The organism is Polaromonas sp. P4_F6 (assembly GCF_056401275.1).
In genome coordinates, this window is sequence record NZ_JBFUJQ010000014.1 from 38794 (window position 1) to 58861 (window position 20068).

Here is a 20068-nt window from a genome sequence, read left to right on the forward strand (position 1 = left end):
CGCTCGGGCTCAACCTGTCTATGCCTTTTGAGCGTTTCCCATGCCCTCCGACAGGTTCAGGGCGCCCTTGAACTGCTCTCCCCGCCATGAAATTCCGCTTTCCCATCGTCATCATTGACGAAGATTTCCGTTCCGAAAATACCTCCGGCCTGGGTATCCGCGCGCTGGCGCAGGCCATCGAGAGCGAAGGCTTCGAGGTGCTGGGCGTCACCAGCTACGGCGACCTCTCCCAGTTCGCCCAGCAGCAAAGCCGGGCCAGCGCCTTTATCCTGTCGATTGACGACGAGGAGTTCTCGCCCGGCCCCGACCTCGATCCCGCCGTGCTGAACCTGCGCACCTTTATCGAGGAGGTGCGCCGCAAGAACCTGGACGTGCCGATTTACGTCTATGGCGAGACCAAGACCTCGCGCCACATCCCCAACGACATCCTGCGCGAGCTGCACGGCTTCATCCACATGTTTGAGGACACGCCCGAGTTCGTGGCGCGCCACATCCTGCGCGAGGCCAAGAGCTACCTGGAAGGCGTGCAGCCGCCGTTTTTCAAGGCCTTGCTGGACTACGCTGAGGACGGCTCCTACTCGTGGCACTGCCCCGGCCATTCCGGCGGCGTGGCTTTTCTCAAAAGCCCGGTCGGGCAGATGTTCCACCAGTTTTTCGGCGAAAACATGCTGCGCGCCGACGTCTGCAACGCGGTGGAAGAACTCGGCCAGCTTCTGGACCACGACGGCGCCATAGGCGCCAGCGAGCGCAACGCGGCGCGCATTTTCAACGCCGACCACTGCTTCTTCGTGACCAACGGCACCTCCACCAGCAACAAGATGGTCTGGCACCACACGGTGGCGCCCGGCGACGTGGTGGTGGTCGACCGCAACTGCCACAAGTCCATCCTGCACTCCATCATCATGACCGGCGCGATCCCGGTGTTCCTGAAGCCGACGCGCAACCATTTCGGCATCATCGGCCCGATTCCGCAGAGCGAATTCGAGCCGGACGCCATCCGCGCCAAGATAGACGCCAACCCGCTGCTCAAGGGCGTGGACAGCAGCAAGGTCAGGCCGCGCGTGCTAACACTGACGCAGTCGACCTATGACGGCGTGCTCTACAACACTGAAACCATCAAGGGCATGCTGGACGGCTACATCGACAACCTGCATTTCGACGAAGCCTGGCTGCCGCACGCCGCCTTCCACCCCTTCTATGGCGCTTACCACGCCATGGGCAAAAACCGCGTCCGGCCGAAAAACGCCGTGGTGTACGCCACGCAGTCCATCCACAAGCTGCTGGCCGGCATCAGCCAGGCCAGCCACGTGCTGGTGCAGGACTCGCAGGACGTGAAGCTCGACAGGCACCTCTTCAACGAGGCCTACCTGATGCACACCTCCACCTCGCCGCAGTACAGCATCATCGCCAGCTGCGACGTGGCCGCGGCCATGATGGAGCCGCCCGGCGGCACCGCGCTGGTCGAGGAGAGCATCGCCGAATCACTGGACTTTCGCCGCGCCATGCGCAAGATCGACGAGGAGTACGGTGACGACTGGTGGTTCAAGGTCTGGGGGCCGGACAAGCTGGTCGAAGAGGGCATAGGCGCGGCCCAGGACTGGATCATCAAGGGCGAATCCCGCAGTGCCAAGATGGCAAAAAACGGCGCCAACAACTGGCACGGCTTCGGCCAGATGGCCACCGGCTTCAATATGCTGGACCCGATCAAGTCCACCATCGTCACGCCCGGCCTGGACCTGAACGGCAAGTTCGCCAAAACCGGCATCCCGGCCAGCATCGTGACCAAGTTCCTGGCCGAACACGGCGTGATCGTCGAAAAAACCGGCCTCTACAGCTTTTTCATCATGTTCACCATCGGCATCACCAAGGGCCGCTGGAACACGCTGCTGACGGCGCTGCAGCAGTTCAAGGACGATTACGACAAGAACCAGCCGATGTGGCGCATCCTGCCCGAGTTCTGCCAGAAGTACCCCAAGTACGAGCGCATGGGCCTGGCCGACCTGTGCCAGCACATCCACACCTTGTACGCCAAGTACGACATCGCGCGGCTGACGACCGAGGTCTACCTGAGCGACCTGGCGCCCGCCATGAAGCCCAGCGACGCCTATGCCCACATCGCCCACCGCACGACGGAGCGGGTCGAGATCGACCACCTGGAAGGCCGCATCACCGTGGGCCTGGTGACGCCTTACCCTCCGGGCATCCCGCTGCTGATTCCGGGCGAGGTGTTCAACAAGCGCATCGTCGACTACCTGAAGTTCTCGCGTGAATTCAACGCGCAGTGCCCGGGGTTCGAGACCGACATCCACGGCCTGGTGGAAGAGGTCGACGCCAAGGGCAAGACCCGCTACTACGCGGACTGCGTCAAGAAGTAGGCCCAGCCGGGCCGGCCGCCTTAAACGGCGGCGTCCCGCACCCGCATGAAACTGGCAAAGCGCGGAATGCCGCTGTCGTTCAGCCCGCGGAAACGGTAGCTCACGGTACTGCCCACGGGCGGCGGATTTTGGCGCAACTCGTCGCTCAGGCCGCTGCCCAGCTTGAAGCGCCGGCCGGGCTTGCCGTCCACGGCGGGCATCTCCACCAGCAGCGCGCCCACCATGCCCGCGTATTTGCCCTGGCCGGGAATGTGCGCCACCACGCGGGCTTCGTCATCCTCGTGCGGTTTGGCCTTGAGCAGGTCGTCGCTGCGCTGGCCTTTGTAAAGCGAAGCCCCGCGATGCAGCATCAGGCCTTCGCCACCGTGCTTGACGGTGGTGGCCAACAAGGCCTGCAAGGCCGCATGGCTGGCGATCTTGGACTGGGCCACCGCCTGCACCCAGGGCTGGTCGATGCGGCTCACCACGCCGTTCAGGGCCGGGATGCGTTCGCTGAAGCGGCCGCCCTGCCCGGGCAGGTCGAACACCATGAAACGCATGCCCCGCCAGGCCGCTGCGTCCGGGCTTTGCTGGCGCACCGTGGACATCGCGCGGGAAAACTGCCCGTGGCCCGCCCATAACTCGCCGTCCAGCGGCACTTTGGGCCAGCCTGCCGTGAACCAGGCCGGCGCCGCGATGCGTTCCCCGTTGCGGGTCAGCAGTTTCTCGCCGTCCCAGTAGCCGCGTATGCCGTCGTATTTTTCGCTGACCCAGTAGTCGGCCAGGGGGATGCCCGGGCGGTAGGCCTTGGCCAGCATGAGCTGCGGCGCCTGCGGAGCGGCCGTGGCGGCAAAGGCCGCGCTCGGCAAAAGGGGCGTGAGCAGGCCCGCGACGACCAGCAGCAGGTGCAGGGCCTTGAGGCGAAAAACCGCCACGGAAGCCGAAGTGCGGAAAGAGGGTGTTGATGATGGGTGCGGTGCCATATTTTTTTGACTTTTGGCTGTATGAATGTACAGTCTATAGTCCCATGCCGGGCGCGGCAAGCCTTGCACCAGGAAACTGTCGAGGGCGCGCCACACGCGCCCGGCGCCCCAACAAATCATTGAGAAAAAAGGATGCAAAACATGAGTCACCAAGGAAGCTGCCACTGCGGAAGGATTGCCTTTGAGGTCGAAGGCGAACCCACCGGCGCGCTGGCCTGCAACTGCTCCATGTGCTCGCGCAAGGGCTCGCTGCTCTGGTTTGTCCCGCGCGAACAGTTGCGCCTGTTGACGCCCGATGAGAACGCCAGTACGTACCTGTTCAACAAGCACCTCATCCAGCACCGTTTTTGCCCCAACTGCGGCATCCACCCCTATGGCGAGGGCACGGGCCCGGACGGCAAGCGCATGGCCGCCATCAACCTGCGCTGCGTGCAGGATCTGGACCTTGCCGCCATCCCCGTCCAGCATTTCAACGGGCGGGCGGCATGACCTCCAGCGATATCGAATCCATAGAGCGGGCCACCCTGGCCGCGGTGTCTCCCGAAGCCGTCGAGGAATTCCAGGGCTGGCTGCTGCCCTATGACAGCGGCACGGTCAGCCGGGCCCACAGTGCCGTGCCGCTGCGCCACGTGCCGGCGGGTGAGGACATGATCGACCAGATCGAAGCGCGCTACCGGGCGCGCGGCCTGCGCACGGTGTTTCGCCTGGCCAATGAGGCCTGTTTCGACGGACTGCGGCAGGAGCTGGCGCGGCGCGGTTACCAATCGGGAAAGCCGGTGCTGGTTCAGGTGGCGCCGGTGCAGGCCATGCGCGCGGCCAGCGCGGCAGCCCCGGCCGAAACCGCCGATGTGCCCGATGCGGCCTGGGCCGCGCTGTTCCTGGCCGAAGGTTTTGACCCGGTGGACGGCGCGAGCCGCGTCAAGGCCTTGAGCCGCGCCCGCGGTTCGGTTTATGCCAGCGTGCGCGAAAACGGCAAAACCGTGGCAGCGGGCGCTGGCGCCTTCAGCCATGGCTGGTCCAGCGTGCACGGCATGCGCACCGACCAGGCCTTCAGGGGCAGGGGACTGGCCGGGCGCGTGCTGGCCGGCATCGCCGCCGTGGCCGAGCAGCGCGGCATCGCGCGGGCGTTTTTGCAGGTGGAAGACGTCAACGCCCCGGCGCTGGCGCTGTACCGGCGCGCGGGTTTTGAGACCGTCTGGAGCTACGACTACTGGCGCCAGCCTTAAGGAGCCGAGGCCCCGGGAACTCAGGCCGCTTCGGCCGGCTCGGCGATGCCGCCCACGACGTGGCTGAAACCGCCGTCGACATAGGTGATCTCGGCGCTCACGCCGCCGGCCAGATCGCTCAGCAGGAAGGCCGCGACGTTACCCACGTCCTCAATGGTCACGTTGCGGCGAATCGGCGAGGCCTCGGCGACCACGCTCAGAATCTTGCCGAAGCCCTTGATGCCGCTGGCGGCCAGGGTTTTGATGGGGCCGGCGCTGATGCCGTTGACGCGCATGCCCTTGGGGCCCAGCGATTCGGCCAGGTAGCGCACCGAGGCTTCCAGGCTGGCCTTGGCCAGGCCCATGGTGTTGTAGTTGGGCACGGTGCGCACCGCGCCCAGGTAGGTCAGCGTGAGCAGTGCCGATTTCGGGTTCAGGTAGGGCAGGGCGGCCTTGGCCATGGCCGGGAAGCTGTAGGCGCTGATGTCGTGGGCGATCTTGAAGCCCTCGCGCGACAGGCCGTCCAGGAAGTCGCCGGCAATCGCCTCGCGCGGCGCATAACCGATGCTGTGCACAAAGCCGTCAAACGTCGGCCAGGTTTGCGACAGGTCGGCGAACAGCTTGGCGATTTGCGCGTCGTCGCCCACGTCGCAGTCAAAAATCAGTTTCGAATCGAAGTCGGCGGCGAATTCCGTGATGCGGTCCTTGAAGCGCTCCCCGACGTAGCTGAAAGCCAGTTCGGCGCCCTGCGCATGGCAGGCCTTGGCGATGCCGTAGGCGATGGAGCGATTGGACAGCACGCCCGTGATCAACAGTTTTTTGCCAGTGAGGAATCCGGTGTGTGTCGCCATGCAGGTGCTCCAGTAAATGTGCGGAAGATATGCCGGCAAGGGGCGCGAGATACGCGCGCCGGAAATTTGCCGACCTAAGTAGTGCAGAATTGTCGCATGCGAAGTTTGCTGGTCTGGGTCCTGCTGGGAGTTTGCGCGCCGTCATGGGCCGCACACGGCTATGCGCTCTGGGGTGATCTCAAATACCCCGCGGGCTTTGCCCATTTCGATTACGTCAATCCCGCGGCCCCCAAAGGCGGCGACCTGCGCCTGGTCAGCAACCTGCGCTATTCGACTTTCGACAAATACAACCCCTTCACGATCAAGGGCTCGGCGCCGGCCTACCTGTCGGTGCTGATGTTCGATTCGCTGCTGGCCGGCTCCATGGACGAAACCGCCGCGGGCTACGGCCTGCTGGCCGAGGACGTGCAGGTGGCGCCCGACCGGCTGAGCGTGGTGTTCCGCCTGCGGCCGCAGGCCAAGTTCCACAACGGGATGCCGGTGGAGGCCGCGGACGTCAAGCATAGCTACGACACGCTGATGGGCCCCTACACCTCGCCCGGCTACAAGACCGCGCTGGAGGATGTGGCGGGCTGCGAGGTGATCGACGCGCGCACCGTGCGCTTCCGGTTCAAGAAGCCCAACCGCGAACTGCCGCTGACCGTGGGCGGCCTGCCGGTGTTCAGCCGCGCCTGGGGCATGGTGGACGGCAAGCCCAAGCGCTTCGACGACGTCGTGATGGACATACCCATAGGCAGCGGACCCTACAAGATCGGCCCGGTGCGTTTCGGCAAGGACATCACCTATGCGCGCGACCCCGGCTACTGGGCCCGCGACTTGAATGTGCGGCGCGGCGGCTATAACTTCGATCGCATCACCGTGAAGATCTACAAGGACAACACGGCGCGCCTGGAGGCCCTGAAGGCGGCCGAGTTCGACATGATGAGCTTCTACTCGGCCGGCGACTGGGCGCGCCGCGTGACGGGCAAGCGTTTCGATTCGGGCGAACTGGTCAAACAGGATTTCCCGCACCGCCAGCCGGCCGGTTTCCAGAGTTACGTGCTCAACAGCCGCAAGCCCATGCTGTCCGACTCGCGTGTGCGCGAGGCCCTCGATCTGGCGCTGGACTATGAGTGGATGAACCGGCAGATGTTCTACAACGGCTACCCGCGCGTGCAGGACCTGTTCGGCAACACCGACTGCGCCGCCACCGGCCTGCCGTCGCCGCAGGAGCTGGCCCTGCTGGAGCCCTTGCGCGCCAAGGTGCCGGCCGCGGTCTTCGGTCCCATGTACCAGCCGCCCAGGACGACCGGTGAAGGCCAGTCGCTGCGCAACAACCTGCGCAAGGCGCAGGCCCTGCTCAAGGACGCCGGCTGGACCTACCGCGACGGCGCGCTGCGCAACGCCAAGGGCGACGCCATGGTGCTCGACTACCTGGACAGCCGCGACACCGGCGTGCGCACGGTCGCGCCCTGGATGCGCAACCTGGAAAAGCTGGGCATCACGCTGCGCTTTTCGCCGGTGGACTTTGCGCTCTACCAGCAGCGGCTGGACAAATTCGAGTTCGACATCACGACCATCAACTTCCCGGGCACGCACGACCCTGGCCAGCAGCTGAGCGACATCTTCGGCAGCAAGGCGGCCGACACCGAAAGCTCGGGCAATTACTTCGGCGTCAAGAGCCCGGCCGTGGACGCGCTGGTCACCGCGGCGGTCAGCGCCAGGACCAAGGCCGAACTGATCCCGGCCTGCCGGGCGCTGGACCGCGTGATCATGCACAGCCACTACCTGATTCCCCAGTGGACGCTGACCTCGCACCGTCTCGCCTACAACGCCTGGCGGCTGGGCTTCAAACCGCCTATGCCGCCCTATACCGGGGCGGAAGACTGGGTGATGATGGCCTGGTGGGCCAAACCCGTGCCCCAAGGAAAGTAGCCAGATGTTCGCCTACGTCCTCAAACGCCTGCTGCTGATGATCCCCACTTTATTGGGCGTGCTGCTGATTACCTTTGCCGTGATCCAGTTCGTGCCCGGCGGGCCGGTGGAGCAGTACCTGTCGGACGCCAAAGGCGGCTTCGGCGGCGTGGAATCGGGCGGCTCCAGCTACCGCGGCAACCAGGGCGTGGACCCCAAGCGCCTGGAGGCGATCAAGGCCTTGTATGGTTTCGACAAGCCGGCCCATGAGCGGCTGGTGCAGATGCTGGGCCAGTTCGCCCGCTTCGACCTGGGCAAGAGCTTTTTCCAGAACAAGGATGTGTGGACGCTGATCCTGGAGAAGCTGCCGGTGTCCATTAGCCTGGGACTGTGGACTTTTTTCATCAGCTACGGCGTGGCCGTGCCCCTGGGCGTGGCCAAGGCGGTGAGGGCGGGGAGTAAGTTCGACCTGGTCACCACCTTGCTGATACTGGTGGGCTATGCCATTCCGGGTTTTGTGCTGGGCGTTGTGTTGCTGGTGATCTTTGGCGGCCAGCTGCAGTGGTTTCCCTTGCGCGGGCTGACCTCGCCGAACTGGGACGAACTGAGCGTGGGCGCGAAGATCGTGGATTACCTTTGGCACATCACCTTGCCGGTGACCGCCATGGTGTTCGGCAGCTTCGCGGTGACGGCCATGTTGACCAAGAACTCGTTTCTGGAGGAGATTCGCAAGCAATATGTGCTGACCGCGCGCGCCAAGGGCCTGACCGAGAACCGTGTGCTCTGGAAACATGTGTTCCGCAATGCGCTGATTCCCATCATCACCGGCTTTCCGGGCGCGTTCATCGGGGCTTTTTTTACGGGGTCGCTGCTGATTGAGACCCTTTTCTCGCTGGACGGCATGGGCTTGCTCAGCTACGAGAGCGTGATCCGGCGCGACTATCCCGTGGTGCTTGGGACGCTTTACCTGTTCACATTGATCGGGCTTTTTACCAAGCTGATCAGCGACCTCTCCTACGTACTGGTGGACCCACGTGTCAAATTCGACTAGCAACGGCGCCCCCACGCCGGCGGCCGACGCCGCGGCGGCGCTACACGTCAGCCCGGCCCGCCGCGCCTGGCGGCGCTTTCGCCGCAATCCTCTGGGCTTCTGGAGCCTGGTGATCTTTTGCGCAATGGTGGTGCTCAGCCTGTTCGCCGAAGTCATCTCCAACGACCGGCCGCTGGTCGTGCGTTACGAGGGCACCCTTTATTTCCCCATCGTCAAGGATTACTCGGAGCAGACCTTCGGCGGCGATTTCCCCACGCCCGCGGACTACCTCGACCCTTTCATCCGAGGCCGCATCACCGCCGGCACCAACTGGGCGATCTATGCGCCCAACCCTTATGGCCCCAAGACCCTGAACTACTTCGCCAAGTCCCCCAGTCCGGCCGCGCCCACGCGCGACAACTGGTTCGGCACCGACGACCGGGGGCGCGACCTGCTGGCGCAACTGATCTACGGATTTCGCGTCAGTGTGCTCTTCGGCCTGGCGCTGACCGTGACCGGCACGGCGCTGGGCATCCTGGCGGGTGCGGTACAGGGGTATTTCGCGGGCAAGACCGACCTGGTGATGCAGCGCCTGATCGAGATCTGGAGCGCGATGCCCGCACTCTATTTGCTCATTATCTTCAGCGCCATCTTCGCGCCCAGCATCGCGTTGCTGCTGATTTTGCTGTCGGTGTTCGGCTGGATGGACCTGGCCGATTACGTGCGCGCGGAGTTCCTGCGCAACCGCCAGATGGACTATGTGCGGGCGGCCAGGGCCCTGGGCGTCAGCAATTTGCAGATCATGTGGCGGCACATCCTGCCCAACAGCATGACGCCGGTCGTGACCTTCCTGCCGTTTCGCATGAGCGGCTCCATCCTGGCGCTGACCTCGCTGGACTTCCTGGGCCTGGGCGTGCCGCCCGGCACGCCTTCGCTGGGCGAACTGCTGTCCCAAGGCAAGAACAACATAGACGCCTGGTGGATATCGCTGTCCACCTTCCTGGTGCTGGTCATGACGCTGCTGCTGCTGACCTTCATGGGCGACGCCTTGCGCGACGCCATGGATCCCCGGAAAGCCGACTGATGGCAACGCCGCTGCTTGACGTCCAGAACCTGCGGATTTCGTTCGCGGGCAAGTCCGTGGTTCACGGCATCGATTTCTCCATCGCTCCCGGCGAAAAGCTGGCGCTGGTGGGCGAGTCCGGCTCCGGCAAGACCGTGACCGCACTCAGCCTGCTGAGGCTGGCGCAAAACGCCGCGGTGAACGGGAAAGCCGTTTTTGCCGGTGTCGATGCGGCCGAACGCGCGGCCAGCGGGGCGCCGCCCAAGGCGCCTGTCGATTTGCTGTCCCTGTCGGAGTCCTCCCTGCGCGGGATTCGCGGCCGCGACATCGCCATGATCTTCCAGGAGCCCATGACGGCGCTGAACCCGCTCTACAGCGTCGGCGACCAGATTGCCGAGGTACTGGAACTCCACAAAAGCCTGAGCCGGGCCGAAGCGGTGCAGGGCGCAATCCAGCTACTGGCCGACACCGGCATTCCCGAGCCCGCGCGCCGCGCCAGGGCTTTTCCGCACCAGCTCTCGGGCGGGCAGCGGCAGCGGGCCATGATCGCCATGGCGCTGGCCTGCCAGCCCGGGCTGCTGCTGGCCGACGAGCCCACCACGGCGCTGGACGTCACCTTGCGCGGCCAGATCCTGGACCTGCTGGGCGCGCTGCAGCAGCGCAACGGCATGGCTGTGCTGCTGATCACCCACGACCTCAACCTGGTGCGCAAGTTCGCCGACCGGGTCGCGGTGATGGAGAACGGCCGCATTGTGGAGCAAGGTGCCGTGGCCGAGGTGTTTGCCCGACCCCAGCACCCCTATACCCGCAAGCTGATCGACAGCAAGCCGCGGCGCGACGGGCTGGCGGCGGCCGGTGCCGCGGCGGATGCCGCGGTCACGATGAAAGCCGAGCGGCTACGCGTGAGCTATCCGGTGCCGGTTCCCGGCATACGCGGGTGGTTCAAGCGCGGTGAATTTGTCGCGGTGAAAGAAGCCAGCTTCCAGATTTCGGCCGGCAGGACCTTGGGGGTGATCGGCGAATCGGGTTCCGGCAAGTCCACCCTGGCGCTGGCCAGCCTTGGATTGCTGCCTTTTTCGGGGCAGTTGCAGGCGGCCGGCCAGGCCTGGGGCCGCGAGGCCGCGCGTGACAAAGCCATGCGGCGGGCGGTCCAGGTGGTGTTTCAGGACCCGTTTTCCTCGTTGTCGCCGCGCATGAGCGTCGAGGCCATCGTGGAGGAGGGCCTGCGCGTGCACGAGCCCGGCATGGCCCCCGCCGCCCGGCGCGAGCGGGCCGTGCAGGCGCTGGCCGATGTCGGTATGACGGAAGCCCAGTTTCCGGGCCTGCTGCAGCGTTACCCGCACGAGTTCTCGGGCGGGCAGCGCCAGCGCCTGGCGATTGCCCGGGCGCTTATCGTCAACCCCATGCTGCTGGTGCTGGACGAACCGACCAGCGCGCTGGACGTGACCATCCAGAAGCAGGTGCTGGGCCTGCTGCAAAAACTCCAGCGCGAGCGCGGCCTCAGCTATTTGCTGATCACGCACGACGTGGACGTGATACGCGCCATGGCGCATGAGGTCATGGTGATGAAGGACGGCGACGTGCTGGAGTCCGGCTCGCTCAGCGAGGTGCTGGATTCGCCGCGCCATCCTTATACGCGTGTGCTTGTGACGGCTGTGTAGGCTCGCAATTTTGAGAATTTACTTTAAATAATCAAAAAACACCTATGATTTCATTTGATGTTTTTGCATTTACCTGTGAGCGTTGTTGAAAATCAGTGCGCGGCGCCCATCTTTGTTTCCACCGGTCCCGCCACAAGCTGGCAATCCATGAATGACGGTGTGATGGCTTAACAAAAAGGGTTATGGCGGGTTGCTCCCGCCGGAGTTTTGAGCGGCGACTCTCGTTTCAGGCACGGAAATTGTTTGCATCGAGGGGCGCAGCACGTTACAATAAGAGCTTCACGACCAAATGGGCGGGTTTTCACCGCCCATTTTTTTTGGGCGTTTGTTTTTGAACTATTGAATTAATAGAGCGGGTTTTAGAGACTGAATGGCATTGCAAGAGACGATTGAGCAAACTGTGACGGGGCTGGGCTACGAGCTGGTCGAGATCGAGCGCACCGGCGGCGGTTTGCTGCGTGTCACGATCGACATGCCTTACGTCCAGGGTGCCGAGCAGTTCATCAATGCCGAAGACTGCGAAAAAGTCACCCGCCAGCTGCAGTTTGTGCTGGAAGTCGAGGGCGTCGAATATGCCCGGCTGGAGGTCAGTTCCCCCGGCATCGACAGGCTGCTGCGCAGCGAAAAGGATTTTGAGCGTTTTGCCGGCGAGCTGGTCGACATCACGCTGAAGGCGCCGATTGGCGTGGCGGCCAGTGCCGGCTCGACGGTGACGGCCAGCCGCAAGAAATTCCGCGGCACGCTGGAGCGCGCCGAGGCCGGCTGGCAGGTCGTCTGGAGTGACGAGCCTCCCGCCAAACCCGGCCAGAAGATTAGCAAGAAGAGGATTCCCGCACCGCTGCAGGCGCTGGGTTTCACGCTCGATGAGCTCCACCAGGCGCGGCTTGCGCCCGTGGTGGACTTCAAGGGCCGCAAACCCCGATCGGCCCCCGGTGCCGCTTCCTCCACAGAGAATTAAATTTCAAGAAATGAAGAAAGGCAGGCTTGTGAAATGAATCGCGAACTGTTGATGTTGGTTGACGCCATCTCGCGTGAAAAAAATGTGGAGCGCGACGTCGTGTTCGGCGCTGTTGAGCTCGCGCTCGCCTCGGCCACCAAAAAAGTGTACGAAGGCGAAGTGGACATCCGCGTGGTGATCGACCGTGACAGCGGCAACTACGAGACTTTCCGCCGCTGGCTGGTGGTGCCGGACGAAGCCGGCCTGCAAAACCCCGAAGCCGAAGAGCTGGTGAGCGACGCGCGCGACGAAATCCCCGACATCGAAGAGGGCGACTACATCGAGAAGCCCGTTGAAAGCCTGCCCATAGGCCGTATCGGCGCGCAAGCGGCCAAACAGGTTATCCTGCAGAAAATCCGCGACGCCGAGCGCGAAATGCTGCTCAACGACTTCATGTCGCGCGGCGACAAGATTTTTGTCGGCACCGTCAAGCGCATGGACAAGGGCGACATCATCGTCGAGTCCGGCCGCGTCGAGGGCCGTTTGCGCCGCGGCGACATGATCCCCAAGGAAAACCTGCGCTCCGGCGACCGCGTCCGCGCCATGATCATGGAGGTCGACACCACCCTGCGCGGCGCGCCCATCATCCTCTCGCGCACCGCGCCCGAGTACATGATCGAGCTGTTCCGCCAGGAAGTCCCTGAAATCGAGCAGGGCCTGCTGGAGATCAAATCCTGCGCCCGCGACCCCGGTTCGCGCGCCAAGATCGCCGTGCTGTCGCACGACAAGCGCGTCGACCCCATAGGCACCTGCGTCGGCGTGCGCGGCACCCGCGTCAACGGCGTGACCAACGAGCTCGCCGGCGAACGCGTCGACATCGTGCTCTGGAGCGAAGACCCGGCCCAGTTCGTCATCGGCGCGCTGGCTCCGGCCAATGTATCGTCCATCGTGGTCGACGAAGAGCGCCACGCCATGGATGTCGTCGTCGACGAGGAAAACCTGGCCATCTCCATAGGCCGCGGCGGCCAGAACGTGCGCCTTGCCGCCGAGCTGACCGGCTGGAAGATCAACATCATGACGGCCGACGAGTCCGCCCAGAAGCAGGCCAGCGAAACCGACACCAGCCGCAAGCTCTTCATGGAAAAGCTCGACGTGGACGAGGAAATCGCCGACATCCTGATCTCCGAAGGCTTCACCAGCCTCGAAGAAGTGGCTTATGTGCCGCTGCAGGAAATGCTGGAGATCGAATCCTTCGACGAAGACACCGTCAATGAGCTGCGCACCCGCGCCAAAGACGCGCTGCTGACGATGGAAATCGCCAAGGAAGAAAATGCCGAAGGCGTTTCGCAGAACCTGCGCGACGTCCAAGGCCTCACGCCAGAGCTGATCGCCAAATTGACCGAAGCGGGCATCACCACCCGCGACGACCTGGCCGACCTGGCTGTGGACGAACTCACCGATATCACCGGCCAGTCTGCGGACGAGGCCAAAGCCCTGATCATGACCGCTCGCGCGCATTGGTTTACCGATGAGCCCGCTGCCGCTGACACCCCTGCACCCGCAGCGGCCCAAGAGCAATGATCATGAAAGGCCTGCAGGAAAAAAACATATGTCCAGTACCACCACCGTCGCTGAATTCGCAGCTGAACTCAATAAATCCCCCGCCACGTTGATCGAGCAATTGACCAGCGCGGGCGTCGCCAAGGCGCAGCCCAGCGACCCCCTGTCCGAGGCGGACAAGCAAAAGCTCCTGGGCTATTTGCAGGCCAGCCATGGCACCGTCACGGCCGAGCGCAAAAAAATCACGCTGGTGAAAAAATCCACCAGCGAAATCAAGCAGGCCGACGCCACCGGCAAGGCCCGCACCATCCAGGTCGAAGTCCGCAAAAAGCGCACCTTCATCAAACGCGACGAAGGCTCTGACCAGCCCGCCGAAGAAGTGCAGCCCGAAGTGGCCGCACCGCCGCCGGCACCCGTCGTCGATGACGCCGAACTGATCCGCCGCGAGGAAGAAGCCCGCCGCCACGCCGAGCTGCTGCGCCGCCAGGAGCAGGAACTCGCCGAAAAACGCCGCCTGCGCGAAGAGCAGGATGCGAAGGACGCCGCACGCGAACAGGAACGCCTGGCCGCCGAGCAGGCCGCCCAGGCCGCCGCTGCGGCTGCTGTCGTCGCTGACGCGAAAAAGGCCAAGCCCGCCGCCGGCAAGGCCAAGGAAGCTGCCGCGCCGACGGCCGCCGCCTCCAAGGCCGCTGAAACCGCCGCCGCCGAGCAGGCCACCAAGTCCGCCGATGCCGCTGCCGCGGCTGCAGCCGCCAAGGCCAAGGCCACCGCTGAATTCCAGGCCGACGCCGCCAAGGCGCAGGAGCTGCAGGAACGCCGCCGCAAGGCCGAGGCCGAAGCCGCAGGCATACGCGCCATGATGTCCGCGCCCAAGCGCGTGCTGGTGCCGCACGTCGACCCCAAGGCCGCCATCAAGGGCACGCTGCACAAGCCGGCCGGTGCGCCGGGCGCCGCGCCCAAGCCGGGTGCTCCCGCGGCCGCCGCCGCGCCGGGCGCCGCCGGCAAGAAGGAAGTCAAATCCGAGAACCTGTCCTCGACCTGGAAGGACGATGCCGCCAAGAAGAAGGGCATTCCGAGCCGTGGCGCGCCCGTCGTGCCCGGACGCGGCAATTTCCGCAGCGGCCCGCGCGGCCGCCGCAGCAACGACCGCGAGGCGCGCCCCGAGTCCACCTTTGTGGCGCCGACCGAGTTCAAGGTCATCGAGGTGCACGTGCCTGAAACCATCACCGTGGCGGAACTGGCGCACAAGATGAGCGTCAAGTCCTCCGAGGTGATCAAGCACCTGATGAAGCTCGGCCAGATGGTCACCATCAACCAGCCGCTGGACCAGGACACCGCCATGATCGTGGTGGAAGAAATGGGCCACAAGGCGGTCACCGCCGCGCTGGACGATCCGGAAGCCTTCACCGACGACGACGTGCAGGGCCAGCAGGCTGAACTGCTGCCGCGCGCGCCCGTGGTCACCGTCATGGGCCACGTCGACCACGGCAAGACCTCGCTGCTCGACTACATCCGCCGCGCCAAAGTGGCCGCGGGCGAAGCCGGCGGCATTACCCAGCACATCGGCGCCTACCACGTGGAAACCCCGCGCGGCATGGTGTCCTTCCTGGATACCCCGGGCCACGAGGCCTTCACCGCCATGCGTGCCCGCGGCGCCCAGGCCACCGACATCGTGATCCTGGTGGTGGCGGCCGACGACGGCGTGATGCCCCAGACCAAGGAAGCCATCAAGCATGCCAAGGCGGCCGGCGTTCCCATCGTGGTGGCGATCAACAAGATCGACAAGCCCGATGCCAACCTGGACCGCGTCAAGGGTGAACTGGTCACCGAGGAAGTCGTGCCCGAAGAATTCGGCGGTGATTCTCCCTTTGTGCCGGTTTCCGCCCGCACGGGCGCCGGCATCGACCAGCTGCTCGAACAGGTGCTGCTGCAGGCCGAGGTGCTGGAACTGCGCGCGCCGGTTGACGCCATGGCCAAGGGCCTGGTCATTGAAGCCCAGCTCGACAAGGGCCGCGGCCCGGTCGCGACCGTGCTGATCCAGTCCGGCACGCTCAAGGCCGGCGATGTGGTGCTGGCCGGCTCGACCTACGGCCGCGTGCGCGCCATGCTGGACGAAAACGGCAAGCCCATCAAGTCGGCGGGCCCCTCGATTCCCGTGGAAATCCAGGGCCTGACCGAGGTGCCGCAAGCCGGCGACGAATTCATGGTGATGACCGACGAGCGCCGCGCCCGTGAAATCGCCACTTACCGTGCCGGCAAGTTCCGCAATACCAAGCTGGCCAAGCAGCAGGCCGCCAAGCTGGAGAACATGTTCTCCGACATCTCGGCGGGCGAGGTCAAGATGCTGCCCATCATCATCAAGGCCGACGTGCAGGGCTCGCAGGAAGCGCTGGCCCAGTCGCTGCTTAAGCTCTCGACCGACGAGGTCAAGGTGCAACTGGTGTACTCCGGCGTCGGTGGCATTTCCGAGTCCGACGTCAACCTGGCGATCGCCTCCAAGGCCGTGCTGATCGGGTTCAACACCCGCGCAGACGCCCAGGCGCGCAAGCAGGCCGAGAACAACGGCATCGACATTCGTTACTACAACATCATTTATGACGCTGTGGACGAACTCAAGGCCGCCATGTCCGGCATGCTCACGCCCGACAAGAAAGAAGAAGTCATCGGTACCGCCGAGATCCGCCAGGTGTTCAAGGTCAGCAAGATCGGCTCCATCGCCGGCTGTATGGTCACCTCCGGCCTGGTTCGCCGCAGCGCGCGCCTGCGCCTGCTGCGCGAGAACGTGGTCATCTTCACGGGTGAACTCGACTCGCTCAAGCGCTTCAAGGACGACGTGCGCGAAGTCAAGGAAGGTTTCGAGTGCGGCCTGAATATCAAGAACTACAACGATATTCAAGAAGGCGACATCCTCGAGTTCTTCGAGATCAAGGAAGTGGCGCGTACCTTGTAAAACGGACCGGCCCGCCGCCTTCCCGCGGCGGGCCTTCCAGGCAAGACAAGATTCCGCCCCATTCAGCCCATGCGTAAAAAGTCATCCACCCCCAACCGCGGCTTTCGTGTCGCCGATCAGATCCAGCGCGACCTGACGGAGCTGATCGCGCGCGAGCTGAAAGACCCGCGGGTCGGGATGGTGACCATCCAGGCCGTCGAGGTGACGGCCGACTACGCGCATGCCAAGGTGTTCTTCAGCGTGCTCGTCGGCGACCCGAAGGAGTGCGAGGAAGCGCTCAACCAGGCCGCCGGCTTCCTGCGCAACGGCCTGTTCAAGCGCCTGATGACGCACACCGTGCCGACCCTGCATTTCCACTTCGACCGCACCACCGAGCGCGCGGCCGACATGAACGCCTTGATTGCCAAGGCGGTCTCTTCCCGCGCGCACGACGACTGAGTTCGCGCCGTTCCCCTTGATGACAGGTTCAGGGACAACGGCGCCAACGAAGCGCCGGGTTTGTCCCGTGCGCTGAGCCTGTCGGAACTTATGACGCAAACTTCTTCTCATCGCCAGAAAATCCAGCGACGTCCCGTGCACGGCGTGCTGCTGCTCGACAAGCCGCTGGGCCTGTCGAGCAACCAGGCCTTGCAGAAGGCCAAATGGCTGCTGCGCGCCGACAAGGCCGGCCATACCGGCACGCTGGACCCACTGGCCACCGGCGTGCTGCCGCTGTGCTTTGGCGCGGCCACCAAGTTCAGCCAGATCCAGCTCAATGCCGACAAGACCTACGAGGCCGTGCTGCTGCTGGGCAAAAAGACCAGCACGGCAGACGCCGAGGGCGAGGTCATAGAGACCCGGCCCGTGCCTGAGATCACGCCCGCCCTGCTGCAAGACCTGACGGCGCGCTTCACCGGCCCGCTGGCGCAGGTGCCGCCCATGTATTCGGCGCTCAAGAAAGACGGCAAGGCCCTTTATGAATACGCCCGCAAGGGCCAGGAAGTCGAGCGCGAAGCCCGCCACATCACCATTTTCAAGCTGGAGATGGCCCGCGTCCACGACGAGCGCGCGCCGGCGGCCATCAAAATCACCGTGACCTGCAGCAAAGGCACCTACATCCGCACGCTGGGCGAAGACATCGGCGAGGCCATAGGCTGCGGCGCCCACCTGGGTTCGCTCAGGCGGCTGGAGACCGGCGGCTACACCACGCAGCAGTGCGTGAGCCTGCCGGCCCTGGAGGCCATGACCGAGCCCGAGCGCGAAGCCTGCCTGCTGCCGGCCCAATCCCTGGTGGCCGCGTACCCGTCTGTCACATTGGACGCCGACAATGCGGGGCGGTTTTTAAGCGGCCTGCGCCGCCGGGGCGAGCCCGGCCAGTGGGGCGGCGACGCGCCGCTGGTGCAGGTCTACGGTCCCGCGGCGGGGCAGGGCGGCGACGCCCCGGCCTTCCTGGGCTCGGCCCACATCACGGCGGACGAGCTGATTCCGCAGCGCCTGCTGAGCCCGATCGAGATCCAGGACATTTTGAATGCCGCGCACGGTGCCGGCGGCGCCGCGCCAGCGGGTGCGGCGGCCCTTGTTCACCATTGACAGTTTTTGCCAGTTTTTGACGTTTTAAAGTTCCCAGAAAGCCAACCATGAGCCACAAACAGATCCGCAATATCGCCATCATCGCCCACGTTGACCATGGCAAAACCACCATGGTCGACCAGCTGCTGCGCCAGTCCGGCACCTTCGCCGAACACGAAAAAGTGGTCGACACCGTGATGGACAACAACGCCATCGAAAAAGAACGCGGCATCACCATCCTGGCCAAGAACTGCGCCGTGACCTGGGAAGGCACGCACATCAACATCGTCGACACCCCGGGCCACGCCGACTTCGGCGGTGAAGTCGAGCGCGCGCTGTCCATGGTCGACGGCGTGGTGCTGCTGATCGACGCGCAGGAAGGCCCCATGCCCCAGACGCGTTTCGTGACCAAGAAGGCGCTGGCCCTGGGCTTGAAGCCCATCGTCGTGGTCAACAAGGTCGACAAGCCGGGCGCCAATCCCGACAAGGTGGTCAACGCCGCCTTCGACCTGTTCGACAAGCTGGGTGCGACCGACGAGCAGCTGGACTTCCCCGTGGTTTACGCTTCCGGCATCAACGGCTGGTCCTCGCTCGAGGAAGGCCCGCCCAACGAGCAGTGGGGCCCCGACATGTCGGCCCTGTTCAACACCATCCTCAAGCACGTGCCGTCCCAGAAGGGCGACCCGGCCGCGCCGCTGCAGCTGCAGATTTCCGCGCTTGATTTCTCGACCTTCGTCGGTCGCATCGGCGTGGGCCGCATCAGCCAGGGCACCATCAAGCCCATGATGGACGTGGTCGTCATGGAAGGCCCGGACGGCAAGGCCGTCAAGGGCCGCATCAACCAGGTCCTGACCTTCCAGGGCCTGGAGCGCGTGCAGGCCACCGAAGCCGGCCCCGGCGAGATCGTGCTGATCAACGGCATTGCCGATATCGGCATCGGCGTGACCATCACCGACCCGGTCAACCCCGCGCCGCTGCCCATGCTCAAGGTCGACGAGCCGACCCTGACCATGAACTTCTGCGTCAACACCAGCCCGCTGGCCGGCCGCGAAGGCAAGTACGTCACCAGCCGCCAGATCTGGGACCGCCTGCAGAAAGAGCTGCAGCACAACGTGGCCCTGCGCGTCAAGGAAACCGACGAAGAAGGCATTTTTGAAGTCATGGGCCGGGGCGAACTGCACCTGACCATCCTGCTGGAAAACATGCGCCGCGAAGGCTATGAGCTGGCCGTCTCCAAGCCGCGCGTGGTGTTCAAGGACGTCAACGGCGAGAAGCACGAGCCTATCGAGCTGGTCACCGCCGACATCGAAGACCAGCACCAGGGCGGCGTGATGCAGGCCCTGGGCGAGCGCAAGGGCGAACTGGTGAACATGGAGCCGGACGGCCGCGGCCGTGTGCGCCTCGAGTACCGCATCCCGGCGCGCGGCCTGATCGGCTTTACCAACGAGTTCCTGAACCTGACGCGCGGCTCGGGCCTGATCTCCAACATCTTCGACAGCTACGAGCCGCACAAGGGCGACATCGGCGGCCGCAAGAACGGCGTGCTGATCTCCATGGACGATGGTGAAATCTTCACCTACGCCCTGGGCAAGCTGGACGACCGCGGCCGCATGTTCGTGCGCGCCAACGACCCGGTGTACGAAGGCATGATCGTCGGCATCCACAGCCGTGACAACGACCTGGTGGTCAACGCCACGCGCACCAAGCAGCTGACCAACTTCCGCGTCAGCGGCAAGGAAGACGCGATCAAGATCACGCCGCCGATTGAATGCACGCTGGAATACGGCGTGGAATTCATCGAGGACGACGAGCTGGTTGAAATCACGCCCAAGTCCATTCGCCTGCGCAAGCGCCACCTCAAGGAAAGCGACCGCAAGCGCGCAGGAAGGTCTTGATGCCCCCACGGTCGCTCACTTCGTGTAGCTCCCTGCCCCCCGAGGGGGCCGCCCGCCTGTGGCCCGGCAAAGCCGGTTCCACGGCTCATGCTGGTCGAAGAGGGAACCGCTAGAAATCAGGCCGCTGCGCGCAAGCTC

15 protein-coding genes are annotated in these 20068 nt (G+C 64.6%); 13 read left to right on the plus strand and 2 right to left on the minus strand.

The genetic code is table 11. The features are described from left to right. The first annotated feature begins 86 nt into the window (after nucleotides 1–86). A complete protein-coding gene (locus AC1DUN_RS22880; protein WP_477715985.1) occupies nucleotides 87–2375 on the plus strand; it encodes an Orn/Lys/Arg family decarboxylase in 2289 nt (762 codons plus the stop codon). A 20-nt stretch (nucleotides 2376–2395) separates the two neighbouring features. Here AC1DUN_RS22880 and AC1DUN_RS22885 read toward each other — a convergent pair whose 3' ends face one another. Then, nucleotides 2396–3433, minus strand: coding sequence for a DNA ligase (locus tag AC1DUN_RS22885; protein ID WP_477715986.1), 1038 nt, complete (start codon nucleotides 3431–3433; stop codon nucleotides 2396–2398). Nucleotides 3434–3478: 45 nt separating this feature from the next. Here AC1DUN_RS22885 and AC1DUN_RS22890 point away from each other — a divergent pair, with 45 nt between their 5' ends. Both AC1DUN_RS22890 and AC1DUN_RS22895 read left to right on the plus strand, forming a co-directional pair. Continuing rightward, nucleotides 3479–3826: a GFA family protein gene (locus AC1DUN_RS22890; protein ID WP_477715987.1), complete on the plus strand. Its 348-nt coding sequence runs from the start codon at nucleotides 3479–3481 to the stop codon at nucleotides 3824–3826. Next, entirely contained in the window at nucleotides 3823–4563 is a 741-nt protein-coding gene (locus AC1DUN_RS22895; protein ID WP_477715988.1) for a GNAT family N-acetyltransferase, read from the plus strand. The genes AC1DUN_RS22890 and AC1DUN_RS22895 overlap by 4 nt, the downstream gene beginning before the upstream one ends. 20 nt (nucleotides 4564–4583) lie before the next feature. Here AC1DUN_RS22895 and fabI read toward each other — a convergent pair whose 3' ends face one another. Further along, nucleotides 4584–5393 (minus strand): enoyl-ACP reductase FabI, encoded by an 810-nt coding sequence (fabI, locus tag AC1DUN_RS22900; protein WP_413330533.1) that lies wholly within the window; start codon nucleotides 5391–5393, stop codon nucleotides 4584–4586. A gap of 96 nt (nucleotides 5394–5489) precedes the next feature. Between fabI and AC1DUN_RS22905 the strand changes: the two genes are divergently transcribed. The 10 genes from AC1DUN_RS22905 to typA all read left to right on the plus strand — a co-directional run bounded on the left by AC1DUN_RS22905 (nucleotide 5490) and on the right by typA (nucleotide 19930). After that, nucleotides 5490–7307 carry an extracellular solute-binding protein gene (locus AC1DUN_RS22905; protein ID WP_477715989.1) on the plus strand — a complete coding sequence of 606 codons (1818 nt, stop codon included), beginning with the start codon at nucleotides 5490–5492 and terminating at the stop codon, nucleotides 7305–7307. A 4-nt stretch (nucleotides 7308–7311) separates the two neighbouring features. After that, nucleotides 7312–8337 (plus strand): microcin C ABC transporter permease YejB, encoded by a 1026-nt coding sequence (locus AC1DUN_RS22910; RefSeq protein ID WP_477715990.1) that lies wholly within the window; start codon nucleotides 7312–7314, stop codon nucleotides 8335–8337. Beyond that, the gene (locus AC1DUN_RS22915; RefSeq protein WP_477715991.1) at nucleotides 8321–9400 is read left to right on the plus strand and encodes an ABC transporter permease; all 1080 of its coding nucleotides are present in this window, start codon (nucleotides 8321–8323) and stop codon (nucleotides 9398–9400) included. The genes AC1DUN_RS22910 and AC1DUN_RS22915 overlap by 17 nt, the downstream gene beginning before the upstream one ends. Continuing rightward, nucleotides 9400–11040, plus strand: coding sequence for an ABC transporter ATP-binding protein (locus AC1DUN_RS22920; RefSeq protein WP_477715992.1), 1641 nt, complete (start codon nucleotides 9400–9402; stop codon nucleotides 11038–11040). Before AC1DUN_RS22915 ends, AC1DUN_RS22920 begins: the two co-directional genes overlap by 1 nt. 370 nt (nucleotides 11041–11410) lie before the next feature. Further along, a complete protein-coding gene (gene rimP, locus AC1DUN_RS22925) occupies nucleotides 11411–11998 on the plus strand; it encodes a ribosome maturation factor RimP (protein ID WP_074574433.1) in 588 nt (195 codons plus the stop codon). A 33-nt stretch (nucleotides 11999–12031) separates the two neighbouring features. After that, nucleotides 12032–13558, plus strand: a complete 1527-nt coding sequence (gene nusA / locus AC1DUN_RS22930; RefSeq protein WP_007865395.1) for a transcription termination factor NusA — start codon at nucleotides 12032–12034, stop codon at nucleotides 13556–13558. A 28-nt stretch (nucleotides 13559–13586) separates the two neighbouring features. Continuing rightward, nucleotides 13587–16487, plus strand: a complete 2901-nt coding sequence (gene infB / locus AC1DUN_RS22935) for a translation initiation factor IF-2 (RefSeq protein ID WP_477715993.1) — start codon at nucleotides 13587–13589, stop codon at nucleotides 16485–16487. Between the two features lie 69 nt (nucleotides 16488–16556). After that, complete coding sequence (gene rbfA / locus AC1DUN_RS22940) at nucleotides 16557–16925, plus strand: 30S ribosome-binding factor RbfA (RefSeq protein WP_007865402.1); 369 nt, start codon at nucleotides 16557–16559, stop codon at nucleotides 16923–16925. 90 nt (nucleotides 16926–17015) lie between these two features. Further along, nucleotides 17016–18056, plus strand: coding sequence for a tRNA pseudouridine(55) synthase TruB (gene truB / locus AC1DUN_RS22945; protein ID WP_477715994.1), 1041 nt, complete (start codon nucleotides 17016–17018; stop codon nucleotides 18054–18056). 47 nt (nucleotides 18057–18103) lie between these two features. Further along, a complete protein-coding gene (gene typA, locus AC1DUN_RS22950; RefSeq protein WP_477715995.1) occupies nucleotides 18104–19930 on the plus strand; it encodes a translational GTPase TypA in 1827 nt (608 codons plus the stop codon). The last annotated feature ends 138 nt before the right edge of the window (nucleotides 19931–20068 follow it).

Coding starts and splice junctions, on each gene's coding strand:
- AC1DUN_RS22880 (WP_477715985.1), top strand. CDS start 87: ATGAAATTCCGCTTTCCCATCGTCATCATTGACGAAGATTTCCGTTCC.
- AC1DUN_RS22890 (WP_477715987.1), top strand. CDS start 3,479: ATGAGTCACCAAGGAAGCTGCCACTGCGGAAGGATTGCCTTTGAGGTC.
- AC1DUN_RS22895 (WP_477715988.1), top strand. CDS start 3,823: ATGACCTCCAGCGATATCGAATCCATAGAGCGGGCCACCCTGGCCGCG.
- fabI (WP_413330533.1), bottom strand. CDS start 5,393: ATGGCGACACACACCGGATTCCTCACTGGCAAAAAACTGTTGATCACG.
- AC1DUN_RS22905 (WP_477715989.1), top strand. CDS start 5,490: ATGCGAAGTTTGCTGGTCTGGGTCCTGCTGGGAGTTTGCGCGCCGTCA.
- AC1DUN_RS22910 (WP_477715990.1), top strand. CDS start 7,312: ATGTTCGCCTACGTCCTCAAACGCCTGCTGCTGATGATCCCCACTTTA.
- AC1DUN_RS22920 (WP_477715992.1), top strand. CDS start 9,400: ATGGCAACGCCGCTGCTTGACGTCCAGAACCTGCGGATTTCGTTCGCG.
- rimP (WP_074574433.1), top strand. CDS start 11,411: ATGGCATTGCAAGAGACGATTGAGCAAACTGTGACGGGGCTGGGCTAC.
- nusA (WP_007865395.1), top strand. CDS start 12,032: ATGAATCGCGAACTGTTGATGTTGGTTGACGCCATCTCGCGTGAAAAA.
- infB (WP_477715993.1), top strand. CDS start 13,587: ATGTCCAGTACCACCACCGTCGCTGAATTCGCAGCTGAACTCAATAAA.
- rbfA (WP_007865402.1), top strand. CDS start 16,557: ATGCGTAAAAAGTCATCCACCCCCAACCGCGGCTTTCGTGTCGCCGAT.
- truB (WP_477715994.1), top strand. CDS start 17,016: ATGACGCAAACTTCTTCTCATCGCCAGAAAATCCAGCGACGTCCCGTG.
- typA (WP_477715995.1), top strand. CDS start 18,104: ATGAGCCACAAACAGATCCGCAATATCGCCATCATCGCCCACGTTGAC.